Annotated in this window: 17 protein-coding genes; 9 read left to right on the top strand and 8 right to left on the bottom strand. The window is 57.2% G+C overall.

Features of this window, described 5'->3' with window-relative positions; all coding sequences use genetic code 11:
• Nucleotides 1–7: 7 nt before the first annotated feature.
• Nucleotides 8–994 carry a BMP family protein gene (locus AVI_RS18540; protein ID WP_012653665.1) on the bottom strand — a complete coding sequence of 329 codons (987 nt, stop codon included), beginning with the start codon at nucleotides 992–994 and terminating at the stop codon, nucleotides 8–10.
• Nucleotides 995–1213: 219 nt separating this feature from the next.
• Nucleotides 1214–1462: a helix-turn-helix transcriptional regulator gene (locus AVI_RS29720; protein WP_041698457.1), complete on the bottom strand. Its 249-nt coding sequence runs from the start codon at nucleotides 1460–1462 to the stop codon at nucleotides 1214–1216.
• A 126-nt stretch (nucleotides 1463–1588) separates the two neighbouring features.
• Here AVI_RS29720 and AVI_RS18530 point away from each other — a divergent pair, with 126 nt between their 5' ends.
• The 6 genes from AVI_RS18530 to mnhG are packed head-to-tail and all read left to right on the top strand — an operon-like array spanning nucleotide 1589 to nucleotide 7592.
• Nucleotides 1589–4510, top strand: coding sequence for a monovalent cation/H+ antiporter subunit A (locus tag AVI_RS18530; RefSeq protein WP_041698454.1), 2922 nt, complete (start codon nucleotides 1589–1591; stop codon nucleotides 4508–4510).
• Entirely contained in the window at nucleotides 4510–4845 is a 336-nt protein-coding gene (locus AVI_RS18525) for a Na+/H+ antiporter subunit C (protein WP_012653663.1), read from the top strand. Before AVI_RS18530 ends, AVI_RS18525 begins: the two co-directional genes overlap by 1 nt.
• Nucleotides 4842–6473, top strand: coding sequence for a monovalent cation/H+ antiporter subunit D (locus tag AVI_RS18520; protein ID WP_012653662.1), 1632 nt, complete (start codon nucleotides 4842–4844; stop codon nucleotides 6471–6473). Before AVI_RS18525 ends, AVI_RS18520 begins: the two co-directional genes overlap by 4 nt.
• A complete protein-coding gene (locus AVI_RS18515) occupies nucleotides 6473–6949 on the top strand; it encodes a Na+/H+ antiporter subunit E (RefSeq protein ID WP_012653661.1) in 477 nt (158 codons plus the stop codon). Before AVI_RS18520 ends, AVI_RS18515 begins: the two co-directional genes overlap by 1 nt.
• On the top strand, nucleotides 6946–7227 hold the full coding sequence (locus AVI_RS18510) for a K+/H+ antiporter subunit F (RefSeq protein WP_012653660.1): 282 nt from the start codon (nucleotides 6946–6948) through the stop codon (nucleotides 7225–7227). Before AVI_RS18515 ends, AVI_RS18510 begins: the two co-directional genes overlap by 4 nt.
• Nucleotides 7224–7592 (top strand): monovalent cation/H(+) antiporter subunit G, encoded by a 369-nt coding sequence (mnhG, locus tag AVI_RS18505; RefSeq protein ID WP_012653659.1) that lies wholly within the window; start codon nucleotides 7224–7226, stop codon nucleotides 7590–7592. Before AVI_RS18510 ends, mnhG begins: the two co-directional genes overlap by 4 nt.
• Nucleotides 7593–7610: 18 nt before the next feature.
• On the opposite strand, the gene AVI_RS18500 is transcribed toward mnhG, so the two are convergent.
• The 3 genes from AVI_RS18500 to AVI_RS29230 all read right to left on the bottom strand — a co-directional run bounded on the left by AVI_RS18500 (nucleotide 7611) and on the right by AVI_RS29230 (nucleotide 16826).
• Nucleotides 7611–8768 carry an NAD(P)/FAD-dependent oxidoreductase gene (locus AVI_RS18500; protein WP_049777334.1) on the bottom strand — a complete coding sequence of 386 codons (1158 nt, stop codon included), beginning with the start codon at nucleotides 8766–8768 and terminating at the stop codon, nucleotides 7611–7613.
• Nucleotides 8752–10770 carry a LodA/GoxA family CTQ-dependent oxidase gene (locus AVI_RS18495; protein WP_012653657.1) on the bottom strand — a complete coding sequence of 673 codons (2019 nt, stop codon included), beginning with the start codon at nucleotides 10768–10770 and terminating at the stop codon, nucleotides 8752–8754. The genes AVI_RS18500 and AVI_RS18495 overlap by 17 nt, the downstream gene beginning before the upstream one ends.
• A 416-nt stretch (nucleotides 10771–11186) precedes the next feature.
• Nucleotides 11187–16826, bottom strand: coding sequence for a putative Ig domain-containing protein (locus tag AVI_RS29230; RefSeq protein ID WP_012653656.1), 5640 nt, complete (start codon nucleotides 16824–16826; stop codon nucleotides 11187–11189).
• A gap of 396 nt (nucleotides 16827–17222) precedes the next feature.
• Between AVI_RS29230 and AVI_RS18485 the strand changes: the two genes are divergently transcribed.
• The 3 genes from AVI_RS18485 to AVI_RS18475 are packed head-to-tail and all read left to right on the top strand — an operon-like array spanning nucleotide 17223 to nucleotide 18782.
• On the top strand, nucleotides 17223–17897 hold the full coding sequence (locus AVI_RS18485) for a phage tail protein (RefSeq protein WP_012653655.1): 675 nt from the start codon (nucleotides 17223–17225) through the stop codon (nucleotides 17895–17897).
• Nucleotides 17894–18205: a DUF6916 family protein gene (locus AVI_RS18480; RefSeq protein ID WP_012653654.1), complete on the top strand. Its 312-nt coding sequence runs from the start codon at nucleotides 17894–17896 to the stop codon at nucleotides 18203–18205. Before AVI_RS18485 ends, AVI_RS18480 begins: the two co-directional genes overlap by 4 nt.
• A 28-nt stretch (nucleotides 18206–18233) precedes the next feature.
• Nucleotides 18234–18782 carry a GNAT family N-acetyltransferase gene (locus tag AVI_RS18475; RefSeq protein ID WP_049777333.1) on the top strand — a complete coding sequence of 183 codons (549 nt, stop codon included), beginning with the start codon at nucleotides 18234–18236 and terminating at the stop codon, nucleotides 18780–18782.
• Between the two features lie 58 nt (nucleotides 18783–18840).
• Here AVI_RS18475 and AVI_RS18470 read toward each other — a convergent pair whose 3' ends face one another.
• From AVI_RS18470 to AVI_RS18460, 3 genes are read right to left on the bottom strand one after another with little or no spacing between them, the layout of a single operon-like run.
• Nucleotides 18841–20394 carry a metallophosphoesterase family protein gene (locus AVI_RS18470; RefSeq protein ID WP_080517035.1) on the bottom strand — a complete coding sequence of 518 codons (1554 nt, stop codon included), beginning with the start codon at nucleotides 20392–20394 and terminating at the stop codon, nucleotides 18841–18843.
• On the bottom strand, nucleotides 20394–21116 hold the full coding sequence (gene ugpQ / locus AVI_RS18465) for a glycerophosphodiester phosphodiesterase (protein WP_012653651.1): 723 nt from the start codon (nucleotides 21114–21116) through the stop codon (nucleotides 20394–20396). The genes AVI_RS18470 and ugpQ overlap by 1 nt, the downstream gene beginning before the upstream one ends.
• Nucleotides 21117–21128: 12 nt before the next feature.
• The gene (locus tag AVI_RS18460) at nucleotides 21129–22241 is read right to left on the bottom strand and encodes an ABC transporter ATP-binding protein (RefSeq protein ID WP_012653650.1); all 1113 of its coding nucleotides are present in this window, start codon (nucleotides 22239–22241) and stop codon (nucleotides 21129–21131) included.
• Nucleotides 22242–22246 lie beyond the last annotated feature (5 nt).

Below are 22246 nucleotides of genomic sequence, written 5' to 3'. Positions count from 1 at the left end.
GGTTGGCTTACTTTGGCTCAGTCATGATCTTTGGCACTTCAAACGTTCCGGCCTTGATCTCGGCGCGCTTGGCTTCCATCGCCGCTTCGGCATCAGCGGGTGCTACACCCTTGACGAAAACAATGTCGCTGCCGCCTTCTTTCATCAGGCCATAGGCGGTGTAATCGCGCCCAGTGGGTTTGCCTGCTGCAACATCGGCCAGAGCAGCATTGAGGATCGGGCGGAAGTTCCACAGCGCGTTGGCAAACACCGTATTGGGATAACGAGGGGTGTAATCGATCAACGAGCCAACGGATTTGATGCCGCGTTCCTTGGCCGCATCTGCCGTGCCAATGCGTTCGCCAAACAGGATGTCTGCGCCTGCATCAATCTGGGCAAGGCCCGCTTCGCGTGCTTTTGGCGGATCGAAGAACGTGCCGATGAAGGTCACAAGATGCTTGGCATTGGGGTTAACGGCTTTTACGCCTGCGCCAAATGCATTGATCAGCATATTGACTTCCGGGATCGGCATGGCACCGACAGAGCCGACGATGTTGGATTTGGTCATCTTGCCAGCCAGCATCCCGGCCAGATAGGCGCCATCGAAATTCCAGGTGCCGAAAACACCAAAATTATCGCCAGACAGCTTGCCGCTGGAGCCCATAACAAAGGCCGTCTTCGGATAATCGGCGGCGACTTCGCGGGCCTGTTTTTCGACGGGGAAGGTTTCGCCAATGATCAATTTGGCATTCTGCTCGGCATATTCGCGCATCGCGCGCGGATAATCCGTGCCGGATACGCCCTCGGAAAACACGTATTCAATCATGCCTTCCTTGGCGGCATCCTGCAAAGCCTTGTGTAATACCGAGTTCCAGGCATTTTCCACCGGAGAACCATGAATGCCCGCCACCTTAATCGGCGCTGCTGCCCGCAAAGATGGCGCAAAGGCGCTGACACCCAGAGCCATGCCCGACGCCAGTACGGATCGACGCGACATCAAAAACTGCTTACCCATTCTGAACCCCTTTTTTTTACCATTTGGTAGAAATTGTTAAGGGTGGCCTAAAAATGTGTCAAGCACGTTGAGCGATTATAAAATAAGCAGATTCGTAGCTCTGCAACCGGAAAGATATACTGCGCAAGACCACGGGACAACGAAACTTCAGCCAGAAACTTGGGGAATAATTCTAACTTCCGCCGGGAAGAAAACCTTCTGGTCGCATCAATGTCATTATCATTTGGAGCATAGCCCAACTTTGCCATCATCAAGGTGAAGGAAGACGACGCCTCCCCCTTCCAATGCAAGGCTCAACTGGGCTGCGGTGGCACGATGGAGATCGTGACGACAGTTTTCGTAATCTTTAATGGTGCTACGTGAGACACCCGCTCGCTCGGCAAGGTCCTGTTGGGTCCAATCCAGAAGGCCGCGTGCCGCGCGACACAACGCTGGTGTTAAAAACTTGGACTCGTTTCCTTGACCCATCGCCAAGTATCACCCATATTGATTGATATCCATCATATAGCGCAATAAAGCGCGGGTCGCTAGATGCCAATCCGTTGTGCGGCATAGGCATTCCGGGCTCGAATCAAAAAGGAACACAGCATTGGGATAACAGCTGGACCGTCTCTGCTCGTTGTTCTCCTGCTTCTGCCTTTCGTCGGAAGTCTCTTATCTGTATTTTTGCTGAATACGCCGTCTCGCCGCCTTCCGGCAGGCTCGGCCGCTATTGTCATGCTCATTTCGCTGGCGCTGACGGCAAGTCTCTATCCGGCGGTCGCCGATGGCGGCGTCGTAAGGTTCAACATGCCATGGCTACCGCAGCTTGGTCTGGATTTTACGCTGCGGATGGATGGCCTGGCCTGGATCTTCACCATGCTGATCGCAGCCATCGGCTTTCTGGTCGTGCTCTATGCCCGTTATTATATGTCGGAAGAAGATCCGGTTCCACGGTTCTTCTCCTTCCTGCTCGCCTTCATGGGCGCGATGCTTGGCATCGTGCTTTCGGGCAATGTCATCCTGCTGTCGGTCTTCTGGGAGCTGACAAGCATCTTTTCATTCCTGCTGATCAGCTATTGGCATAATAATCCCAACGCGCGCGACGGTGCCCGAATGGCGCTGACCATTACCGGGATCGGCGGCTTCTGCCTGTTGATCGGCCTTATTCTGCTCGGCAATATCGTCGGCAGCTATGATCTCGACACCATTCTCGACTCCGGCAATGTCATTCGCGAACATTCCCTTTATGTCCCCGCCCTGGTGTTCATATTGCTTGGCGCACTGACGAAAAGCGCGCAGTTTCCGTTTCATTTCTGGCTACCGAACGCCATGGCCGCTCCAACCCCGGTTTCGGCCTTTCTCCATTCAGCGACCATGGTCAAAGCCGGGGTGTTTCTGCTGGTGCGGTTCTGGCCTGTGCTATCAGGCACCGATGAATGGTTCTGGATTGTCGGAGCGGCTGGGATCACAACCTTGTTGCTCGGCGCCTATTTTGCGATGTTCCAGCAGGATCTCAAAGGGCTGCTGGCCTATTCGACTATCAGTCATCTCGGACTGATCACAACATTGCTCAGCCTGGGAAGTCCATTGGCAACGGTGGCGGCGATTTTCCACATGCTGAACCATGCGACCTTCAAGGCATCGCTGTTCATGGCAGCAGGGATTATCGATCACGAGACCGGAACCCGCGATATGCGACGGCTGAGCGGCCTGTTCCGGTTCATGCCGTTCACCGCAACGCTTGCCATCGTCGCCAGCGCCGCCATGGCTGGCGTTCCGCTTCTCAACGGCTTTCTGTCCAAGGAAATGTTCTTTGCCGAAGCCGTTGAAACCCATGCGGATTCGATCCTGGACACCATCCTGCCCTATGTCGCAACGCTTGCCAGTGCCTTCAGCGTCGCCTATTCGCTGCGGTTCATCCACACTGTGTTCTTTGGCCCGCCGCCTCAGGACTTGCCCGTTGCCCGTCCGCACGAGCCGCCGCGCTGGATGCGGTTTCCCGTGGAGTTTCTTGTGCTGGCCTGCCTGATTGTCGGCATCATCCCGGCAATCTCAATCGGTCCCTTTCTTCACGTCGCCGTCGTCAGTGTTCTCAGGGCCGATACGCCGGAATACAGTCTGGCAATCTGGCATGGCGTCAATCTGCCATTGGTGATGAGCATGATCGCCCTTGTCGGCGGCGGACTGATCTATTTCCTGTTGAAGGACTATCTCGCCCGGTGCCACGATGGTCCGCCGTTTTTTCACAAGTTCAAAGGCCAGCGTATTTTCGAGCGCGTTATCGTTGAAGTGTCCTGGCACTGGGCGCGTATCGCCGAACGTCGCCTCGGCACCCGCAAGCTACAGCCGCAACTTCGCTGGCTGGTGACAGTGGGTTTTGCGGCGGGCATGCTGCCTCTTTATATCAGAGGCTTCGAGGTTCGCCCGCTTGTCTATTCCGGCGCCGATCCGGTGTTTGCAGCCCTTTGGGCCATCGGCATCTGCCTTGCCATCGGCACCGCCTATCTGGCGAAATACCACCGTCTCGCATCATTGGTGATGCTCGGTGGCGTCGGTCTTATCGTCTGCCTCACCTTCGTCTGGCTCTCGGCACCCGATCTGGCCATCACGCAATTGTTGGTCGAAATCGTCACCACAGTCCTCATCCTTCTCGGCCTGCGCTGGCTTCCCAAGCGATCCGAAGGACTTGGCGAAACAATGACCTTGAGCGCGCGCTTTCGCCGGTTTCGGGATTTCGCTCTTGCAGTTCTTTGCGGGGTCGCCATGTCGTTCACCGCCTATGCGGTGATGACCATGCCGGTTCCCGATGCCATCGCCAGCTATTTCCTGGAAAACGCCTATTCGCAGGGCGGTGGCCGCAATGTGGTCAATGTCATACTGGTGGATTTCCGTGGTTTCGATACGCTGGGCGAGATTGCCGTTCTCGGGGTTGTCGCACTGACAGTCTACGGGCTTTTGCGCCGCTTCCGCCCTGCCGAAGACAGCATGGGCATGCCGGAACAGCAGCAGGCGCAAAACCGCTTCGATGAGGAGCGGCCAGAGCGGTCAGCGGGCGATACGGTGCGCGATTATCTTCTGATCCCCTCGGTCATCATGCAATGGCTGTTTCCAGTTATCGTCACGTTGTCGGTTTACCTGTTCATGCGTGGACATGACCTGCCGGGCGGTGGTTTTTCTGCGGGGTTGACGCTGTCGATTGCGTTTCTGCTGCAATACCTGGCGGGTGGCACGCGCTGGGCGGAAGATCGTATCCGTATCCTGCCGCTGCGCTGGATGGGTATTGGCCTGTTGACCGCCGTCGCCACTGGCATCGGTGCCTGGTTGCTCGGATATCCGTTCCTCACCTCGCATTCCCGCTATATCGATCTGCCGTTGATCGGCAAGATCCCGGCGGCAACGGCGCTGCTATTTGATCTCGGCGTGTTCGCCCTGGTGGTCGGCTCCACGGTTCTTATTCTCGTCGCTCTCGCGCATCAGTCCTTGCGCATCAATCGCCTGCGCATGATTGATGCCTCGAAATCGGAGGAAGGGTGATGGAGCTTGTTCTATCGATCGCCATCGGCGTTATGACCGGCTGCGGCGTCTGGCTCATCCTGCGGCCTCGCACCTATCAGGTGATCGTCGGGCTTTCGCTGCTGTCCTATGCCGTCAATTTGTTCATCTTCGGTGTCGGCGGCGTCAAGGCGAATGTGCCACCCATTCTTGGCGATGACGGCGCTGGCCATCTGGCGGACCCTGTGCCGCAAGCTCTCGTTCTCACAGCTATCGTCATCGGCTTTGCCACCACCGCCTTGTTTCTGGTGGTGCTGCTGGCCTCGCGCGGTCTGACGGGAAGCGACCATGTCGATGGGAGGAACGAACCAAAATGAATGGTTGGGCACACCATCTGATCATTGCGCCCGTGCTGGTGCCGTTGGTTGCCAGTGCCGTGCTTCTGCTTGTCGATGAGCGGCAGAGACTGACCAAGGCGATGATCAGCCTTGCATCCGCAGTCGCACTGGCAGCCATCGCCATCATTCTGTTTCGCATCGAGAGCGGGCCGAACAGTTTTGAGAATGTCTATCTGGTCGGCAACTGGGCGGCGCCGTTCGGCATCGTGCTGGTTCTGGATGGTCTATCGGCCTTGATGCTGCTGCTGACGGCCTTGCTCGCCATCCCGGCCTTGGTATTTTCCTTCGCCCGCTGGCATGCGGTCGGCGCGCATTTTCACAGCATGTTCCAACTGCTGCTAATGGGGGTCAATGGGGCTTTCCTGACCGGTGACCTTTTCAATCTCTTCGTGTTTTTCGAGGTGATGCTGGCCGCTTCCTATGGTCTCCTGCTGCATGGGTCCGGCCCCCTTCGGGTTAAGGCAGGGTTGCATTACATTGCCGTCAACCTGGTGGCCGCCCTGCTGTTCCTGATCGGCGTCAGCTTGATTTACGGCACGGCTGGCACCCTCAATATGGCTGATCTTGCGGCCCGCATTCCGGAAATGGAGCCGGACCGTCGCATGTTGATGGAGGCAGGCGCTGGCATATTGGGTGTCGTCTTCCTCATCAAGGCGGGCATGTGGCCGCTCTGCTTCTGGCTGCCAACCGCCTATAGTGCAGCGTCGGCTCCCGTGGCCGGAATTTTCGCCATCATGAGCAAGCTCGGGATCTATGTCATCCTGCGGCTAACCATGCTGTTGTTCGCAGAAGGCCCGTCAGCTGGCTTCGGCGCGGGCGTGCTGCTCTATGGCGGCATGGCAACGCTTGTTTTCGGGACGATTGGTGTCCTCGCCTCGCAGGCGCTTGGGCGGCTGGCCGGGTTTTCGGTTCTGGTGTCTTCGGGGACGCTTTTGATGGTGGTCGGCATCAATGACGGGGCCGTCTCCTCAGGAGCTCTGCTTTATCTTGTCAGTTCGACACTGACCATCAGCGCATTCTTCATGCTGATCGAGCTTGTCGAGCGCGGACAGGATGCTGGTGCCAATGTCCTTGCGGTAACGATGGATGCCTATGGCGATGCGGATGAGCAGGCGCCCTATGAGGAAGAAGGCGTCACGATGCCCGGCACCATGGCGATCCTTGGCATTTGTTTTGCTGCCTGCGGAATACTGCTCTCCGGCCTGCCGCCACTGTCCGGCTTCATCGCCAAATTCGCGATGCTGTCGGCGATGATGGGCACCGGTGCCATCGGTTCGCCGCCAACCATGGCTATCTGGGCGTTGATCGTGCTGGTCATCCTGTCGGGCATCGCCGCGCTGATTTCCATGACGCGCGCTGGCATCCGCACGTTCTGGAGCTCGATCGAAGGCACTGTTCCGCCTGTCCTCGTCATCGAAATCGTTCCCGTGATGTTTCTGCTGGCGCTCACGCTCGCTCTCACTGTCCAGGCTGGGCCAGCGATGCACTATATGGACACCACGATCCGCGCATTGAGCAACCCGGCAAATTACATCGACGCGGTCCGCAAGGCGACGCAAATTCCCGGCTTCAAAAGCCTGTCCAGCACCGGAAAGGAGAGCGAGTAATGTTGCCCTATCCGGTTCTCACCCTGTCACTTGTTGTCATGTGGCTGCTGCTGAATGGTTTTACCCTTGGCCATTTGATCCTGGGCATATTCGTCGCTGTCTTCGCAGGCTGGGCCATGGCGTCGCTGCGTCCTGAAAAGCCGCACCTGAAAAAATGGTATCTTCTCCCCAAGCTGTTTCTTGTCGTGCTTTATGACATTGCCAAGTCAAACATTGCCGTCGCCGCTATCATCATCAGGAGCGGGTCGCGACAGCATGATCCGGGATTTGTCATTATTCAACTGGAGATCAAAAGCCAGTTCGCACTGGCTGTGCTGGCGGTCATCCTGACAAGCACCCCGGGTTCGGCCTGGCTTGAATATGATTCCAACGACAATTCCGTGCTTCTTCATGTGCTCGATATCAAAGACGAAACCATCTGGCGCGATACGATCAAGAACCGCTACGAAAAACTGCTATTGGAGATATTCGCATGAGCGCAATTATTCTCTTCAGCGCTGTCTCGCTCGCCCAATTGATGCTCGTGGCCTCCATGGCCATCGTGTCAGTGCGAATGTTCATCGGACCCCGCGCTCAGGACCGGATCATCGGCCTTGATACGTTCTACATCAATGCCATGTTGCTGCTGGTGACTTTCGGTGTCGGCACGGGCCGGCAAATTTATTTTGAAGCCGCCCTGGTGATCGGTATGTTGGGATTTGTCGCCTCCGTTGCCCTGGGTAAATTTCTGATGCGTGGGGAGGTGATCGAATGATCTATTCCGCAACAGATATTCCCGTTTGGGCCGCCATATGCGTAGCCTTTTTCCTGCTGGCTGGCGCAACGCTGGCGCTGATTGGCGCCATCGGATTTCTGCGCCTGCCAACATTCTATGAACGCATCCACGCGCCCACGCTTGGAACCAGCTGGGGCGTTGGCGGGATCATGCTTGGATCGATGATCTTTTTTTCAGTGGCATCGTCGCGCTTAGCGATCCATGAAATTCTGATCGGCATTCTCGTCACGGTCACAACGCCAGTGACGCTGATGATGCTGGCCCGTGCGGCCCTTCACCGTGATCGGGTCGAGAGAAATGGAAATGTGCCGCCCAAACAGATTGCAAAGTCTCAAGCGGAGTGAGACCCCGCTTTCCGGCCCTCATATGGCGGCAAGTTGGCGACCCACATCAACGGGTACAGCCACCTGATCTTGCTGCATTTTCCAGAAATCACGATCCAGCCAACGGCTTTCGGAGCGATAGAGGCTTTGCCGCCGGGTGTTATAGATTGCGCGAACACGCGCTAGTTCCTCGGCATAAGATGACAAGCCAGACGCTGGAGAAGCAAGAATGCCCTCGGCGGCGGCTATTCCAGTGCGCAGGGCATTGAACAGGCCTTGACCTGCAATCGGATCAAAGGCCAATGCCGCATCCCCGACAGCATACCAACCTTCACCGCATGGGGTGATGGCGTTAAGACTACGGGCATCACGGGCAAAGACCGGCCCCGCCCATTCCAACGCGCCAAGGCATGAGGTCAGATGAGGCGCTTCGGTGAAAAGTGCAGCCCGGTAATCGGGAGATCGCCGCAGCCGCACAGCCTGCTGGGGCGACGTGTGATAGCCAACGGCCCAAAAGCCATCGGCAAGTCGGCCCGCATAGATCCAGCCATCCGGCGTGGCCTCAATCAGCGTCCGCTCCAGATCAGCATTTTTCTGAGGCTTTGCGACTTGATACAGCGAGACCAGCGCCGTACCGCGGTGCTGCGCAACACCCAGCAGGCGGACAATCCGCGCCGAGCGCCCCGTCGCATCGATAATATAGGAAGCGCGGAGGATGCGGCCGTCATCCAGCCCGATCACCCACAACCCGTCTTGCCTTTTAACGCCGCTGACATTCACCTTCCACCAGAAGCAACTGGCTTCAAGGCTCGCCTGCCGAAGATCGGCGTCGAATTGGGCGCGGTCCAGGCGCAGTCCAGACCCGTAAGGATCACGCAAAGCGTCGCTTGCCACCACGTGCTCATCGCCCCAGACCGTCAGCCCACCGCCAACCCGTGCATGCTGCGGCCCCGGCACGGCAAGATCTGCAAGCCCCTGCTGAACCAAAAGCCTTTGCGCAGCCCCCGGCAATGTTTCGCCCAGACGGGGCGCATGAGAACGCAGCCGGTCGAGCATGACCACGGATCGGCCCGCTCGGGCGAGGTGACGGGCGGCAATGGCCCCTGCCGGTCCCGCCCCTGCCACAACGACGTCAAACACAGCCCCGTCGCCCTGCGGCGAGGCTGTGAGAGTCTGGTCTTTAACGCTTTTGAACACGCACAGCTCGAAATGCTTCGAGTTGCTCGCGGCTTGCCCAACCGGCCTTCTCCAGCTTGGTCAGCGGCTGCGGTGTCTCTGCAAGCAAGCGAACCGCATGATCGGCTGCACGCTTGAGTTTGCTGGCGGCCAATGTCTCGACATAGATATATTCAGGAAAATCAGGATCACCCTTGACGCCCGGCCGTGCCTCGACAATGCCAAGCTGCCCGAATTCAGCGATCATATCCATCATGACCTGCGCTGTATCGTGGTTCATGATCGCACGCAGCCAGTTGACACGGCGGCTATAGGCCGCAATACGCTCCGCGCGCGGCAAAGTTTCATCGATGACCTTGTTGTAATCCTCCTCGCTCAACACCTGATTGGGTACGCGCGCCGCCCAGAACGTTGGCAAATAAGGATCAAATTCAGGATCATAGCCCGAGCGGCAGAAAGCCGTATCGCCCTGCCAGGGGATTGCCATCCACCGGGTAATGCCGCCCGGCGGCTGATCGTAGAGCGGCCCGCCGACCTTTTCCACCAGAATGGGCGTCATGGTCGTTCCATAATCCGGCTCCGGAGTACCGGCTGGACGCAGACGGATGCGGAAGGGCGCAGAATACAGGCTGGCGTGGCGCATTGGCCAGGTCATCTCGCAGCCCGGGTGGAATGTATCGGAGAGGCAATAATGCAAGGCGGCCTTATCCAGCATATGCGGTTGCCCCGGAAGAGGGACCTCTTCAATCTTCGAGACCGGCTTTATTGCCTCCGGCCAATCGTCAATGAAGCTGCCTTCCACCCATTTGCGCAGAATGGCTTCTTGCAGTCCCGTCATAGTCAGCATGTTGCCGGGGCCAGTTTCCGAGAAACTGCCGAAGGCGTCGCCATAGATCCAAGGCTGCACATGCGACCATTGCACAGGCTCGGCCACAATAGGCGCGGACGGGCGGAAGCCGTTGAAAAGCGTGCGGCGCAACTCGCCGTAGGGGTCATCGCCCTCCCTCAATCCTGCCGGTTTCTGCGACAGCTTGGCAAGCAGATCAGGATTATTGAAATCCAGCGGGCAGCCTTTGCCGAAATAAGCGGCAAAGCCCTTATTGACCCATTGCAGATTGCTGAGACGCTGCAATATCGGCAGGATGTCCGTCGAGAAGGACGGTTCACGCGGCATCGGCATCCAGCCCGCCTGAACCGACACATCGCACATCAGATCATACATCGTGCGCCAGCTGATGATATCGGGCGCGTAATTCGGCGGTGCGACCACCACCCAGGCCGATTCCACAGGGATCGATTGACCATTGATGGAAATCTCCGCCATCACAGGGCCGTCGGACGTATCGTCATACCAATCATTGGCATTGTTAAAGCTTGGCGGGTTATCCGGGTCATAAACCGGGGCATTGGTTGGCGAGGCCGATTTACCATGCCCGCCCAGGAAGATCAGCCGCCCTCCTGCATCTGTCTGGAGTTCACCCAGCGGTACGACAACCGGCTCGGCAGCTGCCGCCTTGAAGGTGCCAGTGTCGAAAGCATAGGCCGGGCCAGACACACCGCGGCCTGAAATACTGCGGGGGCCGGGATCAATGGCGAGTGTCGAACGATCCATGACTTTGGGATTACGCAGGGGAAAGGCATTGTCAGGCGCATTGATTGCCTCTGGAATATCCAGAGCATACTGGAACTGGTACCATTGCGCTTTGCGATTGGCGACATGCACGGTCCAATGGATATCGGCATTGTCGCTGGTCAGTTCGCTCACGACGTCGCCGGCAGCATTATAGCCATAGATACGGAACCGAGCGGCCTGCCGCTTGATGGCGCCCGTCTTGTCTCGGTAAAATGATGGCGGCGGTGCATTTTCAGGCGGCGCATCGGTGACTTCGGGACCGATGAAATATTCGGTTTTGGCATCACCAATACGGGCAATGCCGATGGCTGGATGGATTGCGGCGCGCACGATGACCGTGTCTGTGCCATTTGGCGCAGTACTCTCCGTAGATGCTTTCATGTGATCCATGGCGCTTTCCTCCTCAATTGCCAATAAATTACATCCATAAGAAGAATATTTCAAAAATAATCAACTCAAAGTTATCATTACTGCGAATGGCTGACCTCCGTCAGTTCACCTCAACTCCCTTGAGTTTGCCTTAGGAAGTGGAATCTGGTTTTCCCGAAAAGACAAACGAAAACAAGAGAGGCTAAAGTCTGTCTTGTTCAATCTGAACCTGACGGACTCTAGTAAAAAGTGCTGACACCCATCTGTCATCTCAGAGGATCACAGAGCCAGCCAAATAACAGCTCTCTACGGCCTGTAAATTAATGCCTGACCCGGCAAACCGGTGCTGTTTCAAAACAGACCAGAGAGCATATAGTGAACCGAGGCTGACCATCCGCAGCCAGACTCAGCTCACAATTCTGCCTCTCCGACTAGCGTCAAAACTTCCGCGACAATCCAACCTTCGCACCGACCGATTTTTCGCCCTCGCCTTCGATGTTGAATAGAAGGCTGCCTTCAATCGCCCAAGCCTCAGTGGTTTGCAGTGACGCGCCAGCCGTGACCGATCCGAACAAACCGGACCCGTCGAGGCCAGAAAAGCCGGTGGTGATACCAAGTTTTGGCGTCATGGTTGAGCCGCTTGCAAGTGTAAAGGAACGGGCAATTTCAGCGCCGAGGCTCACCCTGAACTGCTCCGAGGTAAACCCGTCGAGATCGATCGTGTCGCCCGAGCTGTTTTTCACGGCGTAATCATCGACGGTTTCGGAAAAATAAACCGCTCTTAGCTTCGGCGTCACCACGGTCGCTTCGTCCAAAGACCATTTTCCCTTGATGGACGTATCCAACATCCAGCGCTGGGTATCGAAATTGCCGTCCCAGAGCTGGGTATCGATGGTGTTTGAGGACCCGCCATACAGCAGGCTCGCATCCCAGAACACGCCTTTGGTGACTTCGAAAGAGGTATAGGGGCCAGCCAGCCAGCCATTGCCGGTCAGCATCGCATCCTCATCCGTCGGGTCTGTCATCCGGTCGTAGTGAAACGAAAGACCCAGCAGCGCCTTGTCGGTTAGCAGATAGTCGGCCCCCATGTTGATCATGGCAAAGCTGCCCCACTTGCTGCCATTGGTGTCCTTGTCGTTATGAGCCAGAACGGCACCATCAATCCAGATGTTGAATGGCGAGGAATAGCCGCCAGCAACGCCGTCGGCACTGTCACGGGCCGATTCCATCTGTGCAAGACTGGTGGAAAAACCGAACGTCATTCCTTGCGTAGACGGAGACATCCTGGTTGTCACCGGGGTCGTCGCCCTGGCCATCCGGCCTCGTTCCATCAGACCGGGCACTTTGATCGCGGAGGAGATCATGTTTTGACGGGTCTGAACAAAGCTGTGTACGAGGTTGTCGATATCCGTCGCGACTTGCTCTGCATTATAGTTGATGTTGTAGATGACGGTGCCCGTGTTGGAATTTCCAAGCGAACTGCCAAGGCGATAGGCGATACGGGCCTGTCCCGAATAGGCCGGATTCGGAGTGAATTTCAAATACCAGCCGACAGGTGAAGCTGACGAGACGGCTGCAAGCTCACCTTGAATAAGGGTTGCCGTCCCTGCCTCGGGTGGCTCGACGGAGACAATATCGGCCTCGGTAAACGGACCTCCGGTAGCGTCTTTGTTGAGATAGACATTATTCGGCGTGGCGCCTGCGGGAACGTCGACCACATGATCCGCCACGGTCACCGCGCGCGTGGTCACTTTGACGGTATAGCTTGCAGTGCCAGTCGTACCATTGCTGTCACGGGCCTGGATGGCAAAGGAATAATCGCCTTCCGTACCCGCATCGAGCGGTCCATTGAGCGCACCGGTCGAGATATTCAGCACCATGCCTTTCGGCAGGCTTCCAGAGGAAAGGCTGTAGATCAGCGATCCTGTTCCCCCTGTTGCAGATATCTGCTGGCTATAAGCCTCGCCCGCCATAGCTTCTTTTAGCGCTCCACCAGCTGGCGAGAACGCGATGGACGCGGCGGCGTTCACCGTCAGCGTATAGTTGCCCGAGCCATGATTGGCGGGTGACGCACTATCGGTGACCGTCACCGCGATAGCATAGCTTCCAGCCGTCGTCGGCGTTCCGCTGATGGTTCCGGTACTCGTATCGAGGACAAGGCCATCCGGCAGGCCGGTTCCAGCGTAGGTATAAGGAGCGGTACCACTCGTTGTCGTCACGGACTGGCTATAGGCAGTGCCCACCGTTGCTGTGGTGAGAGCCCCTGACGACGGAGAAAGAGTAAGCGTTACCGATGGCTCCGTGACGGCAAGCGAATAGCTTGCCGATCCCGAGGCGCCGTTGGCATCGGTGGCGGTGATGGTGAAGCTGGTGTTGGCAGCTGTCGTTGGTGTGCCGGAAATCGCCCCGGTCGATGTGCTGAGGCTCATGCCAGCAGGAAGCGTCCCTGAGGTAACAGCATAGGTATAGGGCGATGTTCCGCCCGAAGCGGTGACCGTCTCGCTATAGGCAGTTCCAACAGTTGCCGCTGTCAAAGTGCCGGAGGCTGGTGACAGGGTGAAGGCCGGGGCCGTCACCGTTATGGTCACCGTGGCTGGTGAGGATGTTCCCGTGGAATTGGTGGCGGTGTAGGTAAAACTGTCGGCGCCGGAATAGCCAGCCGTCGGCGTATAGATAAAATTGGTGCCGGATACCGTTGCTGCCCCATGGCTTGGCGAGGAGGCAATGGTGACCGCCGTTGCAGCACCGCCGGTAATGGAGGGGGCCAGAACGTTATCCGAAGAGTTTGCCGTCACCGTTGCCGTCAGCGCGTTGGCGATCGGCGCTGCTGCATTGATGGTGATGGAATAAGATGCCGTGACCGTTGCACCATATGCATCGGTAACTTTAACCGTGAAGTTACTCGTTCCGGCAGCCGACGGCGTGCCGGAAAGAATCCTGGCAGAGGCGCCACCGCTTGACGTTATGGACAGGCCAGCTGGCAAAGATCCCGACAGGAATTCGTAGTCATACGGCTCTGCGCCACCGGATACTGCGACGGTTTGGCTGTAGGCAGCACCCACCGTGCCTGCTGCAAGGGTACCAGCCGAGGGCGAGAGGACCAAGGTTGGCGCCGTCACCGTGATGGTCACCGTAGCTGGCGAGGATGTTCCGGTGGCATTGGTGGCAGTATAGGTAAAACTGTCGGAACCGGAATAGCCAGTTGTGGGCGTGTAGGTGATCGACGTGCCGGAGGCTGTGGCCGTTCCATGCGATGCCACTGAAGCGACCGCAACGGACGAAGCCGTGCCGCCGGTCATGTTGAGAGTGATCACGTTGGCCGACGAATTGGCCGCAACTGTTTCGGAGACGGCGTTGACAACCGGGGCCTGGAGAACGGCAGACGGGGTGACCGAGTTCGAAGCGACCGAAACCGTCCCGGTTCCGGCACTATTGGTCGCGGTGACGGTAAACGTATAGGCCGTGCCATTGGTGAGGCCAGTCACGGTGATCGGGCTTGCCGATCCGGTTCCCGTCGCTCCACCCGGGCTTGCCGTCACGGTATAGCTTGTAATGGACGCGCCACCATCGCTGGCCGGGGCGGTAAACGAAACGGTCGCCTGGCTATCACCGGCAGACGCCGTCCCAATTGTCGGCGCGCCGGGAACGTCTGCTGCCACGGCAAGCGAATAGCTCGCCGATCCCGTCGCGCTATTGGCATCGGTAGCGGTAATGGTGAAGCTGGTATTGGCAGCGGTCGTTGGTGTGCCGGAAATCGCCCCGGTCGTTGTGTTGAGGCTCATTCCAGCAGGAAGTGTCCCTGATGTAACCGCATAGGTATAGGGCGACGTTCCGCCCGAAACCGTGACCGTCTCGCTATAGGCCGTACCAACAGTTGCTGCTGTCAAAGTGCCGGAGGCGGGTGACAGGGTGAACGCCGGGGCCGTTACCGTTATGGTCACCGTGGCCGGAGAGGATGTTCCGGTGGCATTGGTGGCAGTGTAGGTAAAACTGTCGGAACCGGAATAGCCAGCCGTCGGTGTATAGGTGATCGACGTGCCGGAGGCCGAGGCCGTACCATGCGACGCGGCCGTGGCAATGGCAACGGACGAGGCCGCACCGCCGGTCATGTTCAGTGTGATCGGGTTATTCGACGAGTTCGCACTGACCGTGTCGCTGACCGCGTTAGCAATGGGAGCCTGGAGTGATGCTCCCGGCGTGACCGAATTCGATGCCGTTGAAGCCGTCCCGGTTCCGGCACTGTTGGTCGCGGTCACGGTAAACGTATAGGCCGTGCCATTGGTGAGGCCAGTCACGGTGATCGGGCTTGCCGATCCGGTCCCCGTCGCTCCACCCGGGCTTGCCGTCACGGTATAGCTTGTAATGGACGCGCCACCATCGCTGGCCGGGGCAGTAAACGAAACGGTCGCCTGGCTATCACCGGCGGATGCCGTCCCAATCGTCGGCGCGCCTGGAACGTCTGCTGCCACGGCAAGCGAATAGTTCGCCGATCCCGTCGCGCTATTGGCATCGGTAGCGGTGATGGTAAAGCTAGCGCTTCCGGCGGTCGTCGGCGTGCCGGAAATTGCCCCGGTCGATGTGTTGAGGCTCATTCCAGCAGGAAGTGTCCCTGATGTAACCGCATAGGTATAGGGCGACGTTCCGCCCGAAACCGTGACCGTCTCGCTATAGGCCGTACCAACAGTTGCTGCTGTCAACGCGCCTGAGGCGGGGGAGAAGGTAAAGGTTGGCGCTGTCGGGGTGACCGAGCTCGTTGCTGCCGAAGCCGCACCGGTTCCAACACTGTTGGTCGCGGTGACCGTGAAGGTATAGGCTGTACCATTGGCGAGACCCGTCACATTGATCGGGCTTGCCGAGCCGGTTGCCGTCGCGCCACCCGGACTTGCCGTCACGGTATAGCTGGTGATCGCCGCACCGCCATTGCTGACCGGAGCGGTGAAGGACACCGTGGCCTGGCCGTTTCCAGCTGTAGCCGATCCAATCGTCGGCGCACCAGGAAGGCCTGCGGCCACGGCGAGGGAATAACTTGCCGAGCTCGTCGCGCTATTGGCATCCGTGGCTGAGATGGTGAAGCTAGCGCTTTCCACGCTTGACGGCGTGCCGGAGATCTCTCCGGTCGATGTGTTTAGGCTCATGCCAGCAGGAAGTGTTCCTGATGAAACAGCATAGGTATAGGGCGACGTTCCGCCCGAAGCAGTGACTGTCTGGCTATAGGCTGTTCCAACAGTTGCCGCAGTCAACGCGCCTGAGGCAGGGGAAAAGGTAAAGGTTGGCACTGTCGGCGTGACCGCGCTCGTTGCTGCCGAAGCCGTCCCGGTTCCAACACTGTTGGTGGCGGTGACTGTGAATGTATAGGCCGTACCATTGGTCAGGCCTGTCACGGTGATCGGGCTTGCCGAGCCGGTTGCCGTCGCGCCACCCGGACTTGCCGTCACGGTATAGCTGGTGATCGCCGCACCGCCATCGCTGGCAGGGGCAGTGAAGGACACCGTGGCCTGGCTGTTGCCAGGTGTGGCGGTTCCGATTGTCGGGGCACCGGGAGACGTCGGCGCACTAGCGTAACACGCGGCACTGAATGTGAGCGTGTTGTAGTTGGAAGGGCTAGCCGAGTTATCTTGAGTGACATCAAGGATCATCTGTAGATTATCTACCGAAGCGCTGGCTGTAAAATTGCCAGATTTATTAATATTTCCACCAAGATTACTCTCATTAACTAGAAGATTATTATAGTTGTCGCTGTATATCACAATTGCTGATGAGGTGCCGCCAGCTGCTGTTCCAGTGGTCGAAAAACTCCAGGAGATATACTCGCCTGCGGTCAAATTTTGATAATCAGGGGAAAAGTTGTCGGTGTTGGTGAGATAGCGTGGCGAACTGAAGTCTGAATTGACTTGGCTGCATGACGCTGAAAGTGCGGCATTGGCTGTTGTCGCAAAACTCAAGCCGGTAATCAGGATGGTGAGGACGCCAATGAAAGCCCGAAAGGCGGCACCAGCCGATCGCTTGAGCCGGGTCCATGCCAACGTCTTTGGATCTGCCAGAACATGCGCGACACGAAACGATTTACCGAATTGCATTCTTCTCTAAACCCCTGCTCGCCCAAGGCATCGATAATCGATCGTGTCGTTTTGCCGACCGAAAATACGCTGCCCTTGAAACGAGCGCCCACCACAAGGCGCCCGTCATTCGAGCATTATTCGAGCCATGGTTGAATAACAATATCCGCAGATGGAAAGCGTCGCTGTCACCCATTGTTTTCTTTCAACTGTGACTAAAACACCTCGCTCTAAACGCCTGGGTAGAACGTTCAGTACAGGCAGGCATCATGAAAAATCTGAAATTTACCCCGCCAGGCCTTCCCAAAAAATTGAAACAATATAATTTACTAAGTTATGGTTGAGAAATATGTTCTGACCTCATGAACCCGAATCAGTTGTCGATTCGCAATGTCCCGAGCCCCGTGGAGGATTATTATGGATGCGTTTCTTGCGACTATCTTACCGGTCGGCTTCAATTATGCACCTGATGGCTGGCTCATGTGCTGGGGTCAAAAACTAACGATAAATCAATACAATGCCGTCTATTCACTTGTTTCAAATTTCTACGGCGGGGACCAGCAAACCTATTTCAACCTGCCGGACCTGCGCGGTCAAATGCCCATCGGATATGGACAACGTACGCCCACCAGCCCGAATTATGCGATCGGCAACAAAGGCGGAAATGATACCGTTTCGTTGAATTCAACCCAAATTCCGGCCCATACCCATGCGGCTGTCTTTACGCCCACTGGCAATGCCACGGTGAATATACCAGCGCAGACAGGAACGCAGACTGCAACCATGAAGGCAAGCCCAGCTGCGGGAACTTCCCAGTTGCCAACGGCGGGCTCTGCCCTTGCTGGTGGAAATACGGCAGCCACAAGGATCTACGGCGCTGCTTCAACGACACCAGTCACTCTCGATAGTAGCAGCGTTACCATTTCCGGAAATGCGCCGACGGCGGCTCAGAGCATTGCCACCAATGCGATCACAGGCGGAGCTGTGACGGTGCAGCCATTTGGTACCGGTGCTGCTATCGACGCCAAGCCTCCTTACCTGGCGATCAATTTCATTTTCTGCGTTCAAGGCCTCTACCCGGTTCGTCCATGATTGGTCTCATTCTGGATGCAGCAAAATTCACGCCCTATATCGGGGACGATTTCACACTGACCGCGCAGGAGACAGTGATCAACGCGGTGTTGGCCAAGGTTGTCGAATATCCAGCCAGCACCGCACCGGGAGCAGCGCGAACGGCCTTCAGCCTTTTTCTCTGCGTCCAGCACAACGCGTTTCCTGACATTCAAAGCGGAGACTACGCTATCGAGCATCGCAGTCTGGATAAGATCGGGCTTGCGTATATTGAGCGTATCCTCAGCCCGCAGCCCGACGTCATCCGTTTGGAAGTTGCATTCAATTGATGGTCGCGTTGAGTTGGATGAGACATATATGAATGGTTTTACCGGCTCTTTCGCATTCGGAAACGGTTTGAATTTGCGCCTTGTCCGGGCGAGTGATCAGGATCTGATTTTCAAACTGTTTATCGAAACCCGCCCATGGCTTGCATGGGCGGAGGGGAAACCAGATTTTATTCGTGATCTCTATGAGCAGCAGTTCAAGACCATGCGGGCTGGTGCTGAAAGCGTCTATCCCGATCATCTCGACTTCATCATCGAGCGGCTTGGTTCCGCAGTCGGACGCGCCATTATCGACCTAGGGTATGCCGATTGGCGGATTTCCGAATTACAGGTTTTAAAGCAAGCCCGAGGTAGCGGAATAGGCTCCAATGTCATCAGAGGATTGCAGGCGGCAGCCATAAAAGGCAACATTCCGTTGACGCTTTCAACGCCGGTCTTCGGTTCGAACGGTTTTCCGATTTACCAGCGGCTCGGTTTTCAGGTCGTCCAGGCTCAGCCGCCAATGATTCACATGGCATGGTTTCCTCCTGGTCATCCCGATCGAAGGGAAATGTCGGGAGGCAATGGCCTCGGCGGCTGAGGTCGGTCAAGTTCAGCGTGAACCGGCCATGATCTGATTTTTCTTGTAGACGATGCAATCAATCATTCAGCCAACCATCAAAATCTGTGCAAGCGGCGAATAATTCCAAAAACCTGGCAACATCTCGCGACACTCCCATCCCTACGCGATCTTGTGATCTTAGGTGCGTGGCGAGATCACGGTAGAACACCACCCTCTCTGCTGGAATCTCTCCCAAGGCATGTCGTCCGGCAGCCCGCAACAGGTAGTAATCCTCGATCATCTGCCGAAACGGCTGAGACATAACGTCCGAGTATCCGACCGTAAGCCCCGCCAAACGGCTATCCTCACAGAATAGATGCCCCATCGTCACGTCGAGATATGCCAGAAGCTCAGGCGACCAATCATCGGGAATATGTTTCGTTTCGATCAGATTTTGCAAATGGGCCCGCAGAAACTCTGCATAGGTCGCATAGGAAAGCAGCTTGGGAAACCAGGGGCGATTGTTACCGCCGGACTGCACTTGATAGGCGGGGAACGCAATATCGAAACCTTTGGCCACGTTCATCTGAACGGTCTCGATGTCAATCTGCTTGGCTTTGGCAGTGACGACAACGCAGCCTCCAGGATAGGCGACGGGCGAAGGGACGGCGATGTTGACGAGACCATCCAGTTCAACCCGCCCGGCGACATGCATGTGGCCGCTGAAATGCCATCGAATCCCGGCGCATGCAAGGCGGCGGCTGGTTTCTAGCGATGGCATGCGCTTCGACCAGTCCGGCGTGCTCACCGCCCGCACATCGCTGCCTTCTCCTGTCAATGCCAAAGGCAAGGCCGGGTAGTGAGAAAAGGCCAACAAGGTCTTGCCCAAACGGTTGGCGCGATCAGCCACCTGCTTGATCCAGGCCAGCAGATAGGGGCGTTCTGCCAACACATGATCCCAGGCAGCATCGGCCCTGACCTTCCAGCCCTCACCGGTCTTTTGGAACACATTGGCGTCCAGCATCAAAAGCCAGAGCCCTTCCTGCGGCTCGACAAGATAAGATGCGTCAAGATGTAAGCGTTCATCGGTTGTTAAGTGTCGGGACGCACCGTCTTCCAGAGTGTCATGAGGGGTTTCCCAATGGAGAATGGTCTCGGGACGCGTGACACCGTAGGGTGCCATGGCCTCCATGGCCTCAGCTGTCGACATGCCACGCATTCCTGGACAAACGATTGCGGGTGCAGGCGCACGATCGTCACTCGTCACCATTAGTGGTTCCAGCCCATCGGCCTGTGTCAGCAGCTTGGCGAGATGACGCGGCGCTGGTCCGTAGCAATCATGATTGCCGAAGGTGGCGAAAAACCGCAGGCCATGTCTGTCTTCGTAGTCGGAAAGAATCCGTTTGACGGCTGCAACCGCACCAATCTGGCCGTCATCGGAATAATCGCCAAGAAGTACGACATCGCTGATACCGCGCCGGACGATATCGTCAAGCACGGCAAGAAAGGCGGCATGGCTCTCGTTGAACACGCGGGTGGACGCCATGGTGTCCCCCAGCGTGCGAAGGGCAAGTCCACCGCCCTCCTCCACCATGCCATACCCGCCGTACAGATCATGCAGATGGACATCGGCGACAACTGCGATCTGCATCAGGCGGCGGCTTCCACATGGTCGCACCGGGCAGCATTAAACAGATCCGGACGGTCGAGATTGATGTAATCGACACCGGCTTTGGCGATTTCGCGGTGAATGGCCATCTCGTCCCCTGCGTAATAGATCATCACCTCAAGCCCGGCTTTGCGGCACGCTTCGAGTAAACCTGGCCGCCGCATGTGTTCAACAGTCATCTCGATGATCGTGGCGTGATGCACGGCACCGACCAGAGACGGCGACTTGGCAATATCAAGCGTCATCATCTTACGGAATTCCGGCGCGATCAATTGCAGATCGCGGCGCATGTCTTCGGAAAATGAAAAATAGAATGTATCGCCCACCATGCCAAGGCTTCGCACCAGTGCGACCACTTTGGCCGGATCGCAATATTTCAGCTCGATATAGACACCGGCGCGGCCACGCAGGTGCTGGAGATAGGCGTCGAGCCTGGGCACGGCAGCACCTTTGAAGGCTGGGGAGAACCAGCTTCCGGCGTCCAGCGCATCGATTTCCTCCGATGTCGCATGGCCGATGGGGCCGGTGCCATTGGTGGTGCGGTCCAAGGTTTCATCGTGAAAGACGTAGAGCACACCGTCCGCACTCTCTCGCACATCAAGCTCGATGTAGTCTGCCCCCTGCTGAAGGGCGAGGTCAGCAGCCGCAAAGGTATTTTCCGGCGCAAACTGGTTGGCCCCGCGATGGGATACGATCTTGGTCATTGAAAAATCCTGTCAGTTTGCTGGTTCTAACGTTTTCACGAGCCTATCGGAATGTTGCAAAAGCTTGGCGTAGAGATCAACAATGCGGTTGCCGGAGGCGTCGAACAACAGCGTGTGTTCCGGCTTGCAGACAATGCCAACCCTGGCGCCGGGTGCATGGCGCACGGCTTCTCCATATTCCAGCGCATGGATGACGCCTGCGGGCGTGTCGATCATGTAGAACACTTCGCGACCCATCGGCTCCACGCTGATAATCTCCCCACTGAGCGGTGCATCCGCGTGTGAAACAAGGGTGATGTCTTCGGGTCGCAAGCCAAGCGTCACCTCTCCCTCACGCTCTCCAGTCAGGGCGACGGATGTCTCGCCGATACGCAATTTGAACCCCGTGGCATGTCCCTTGAGAAGGTTCATCGGCGGCGTGCCGATAAAGCCTGCCACGAACAGATTGCTCGGACGCCGATAAAGATCATCCGGCGTACCAACCTGGGCGATCTCGCCATTGTTCATGCAGATGATCCGGTCGGCCATGGTGATCGCCTCGATCTGGTCATGGGTGACGATCAGCGTGGTGAAACCGAGCCGCTTCTGTATGCTTTTCAACTCAGCCCGCATGGTGATGCGCAGGGTGGCGTCAAGATTGGAAAGCGGTTCATCCAGCAAAAGGATATTCGGCTCCTTCACCAGCGCACGCGCCAAGGCGACACGCTGCTGCTGACCGCCGGAAAGCTGTGAGGGGCGGCGGTCAAGCAGCGCGCTGATCTGCACCAGGTTGGCTGCTTCTTCGACACGTCGGGCAATCTCGTCCTTGCGCATGGTTTTGAAGCGAAGCGGAAAGGCGATATTGTCGCGCACCGTCAAGTTCGGATAGAGCGCGTAGGACTGAAAGACGATGCCGACATTGCGGTCGCGCGCGTCGACGCGGTTGACATTGTGTCCGTCGAAACCGATCTGTCCAGACGTCGGCGCATAGAGACCGGCGAGCAGAAACAGCGTGGTCGATTTTCCGCAGCCGGAAGGCCCGAGAATGGCGACGAGTTCGCCATCCTCGATCGTCAGGCTCATCGGCTTCAGGACCTGGGTCTCGCCCCAGCTTTTGGTGATATTATCGAGAGTGATCTTGGCCATGTCGG

Source organism: Allorhizobium ampelinum S4, assembly GCF_000016285.1.
Lineage (GTDB): Bacteria > Pseudomonadota > Alphaproteobacteria > Rhizobiales > Rhizobiaceae > Allorhizobium > Allorhizobium ampelinum.
This window is presented reverse-complemented; position numbering and strand designations above follow the sequence as displayed.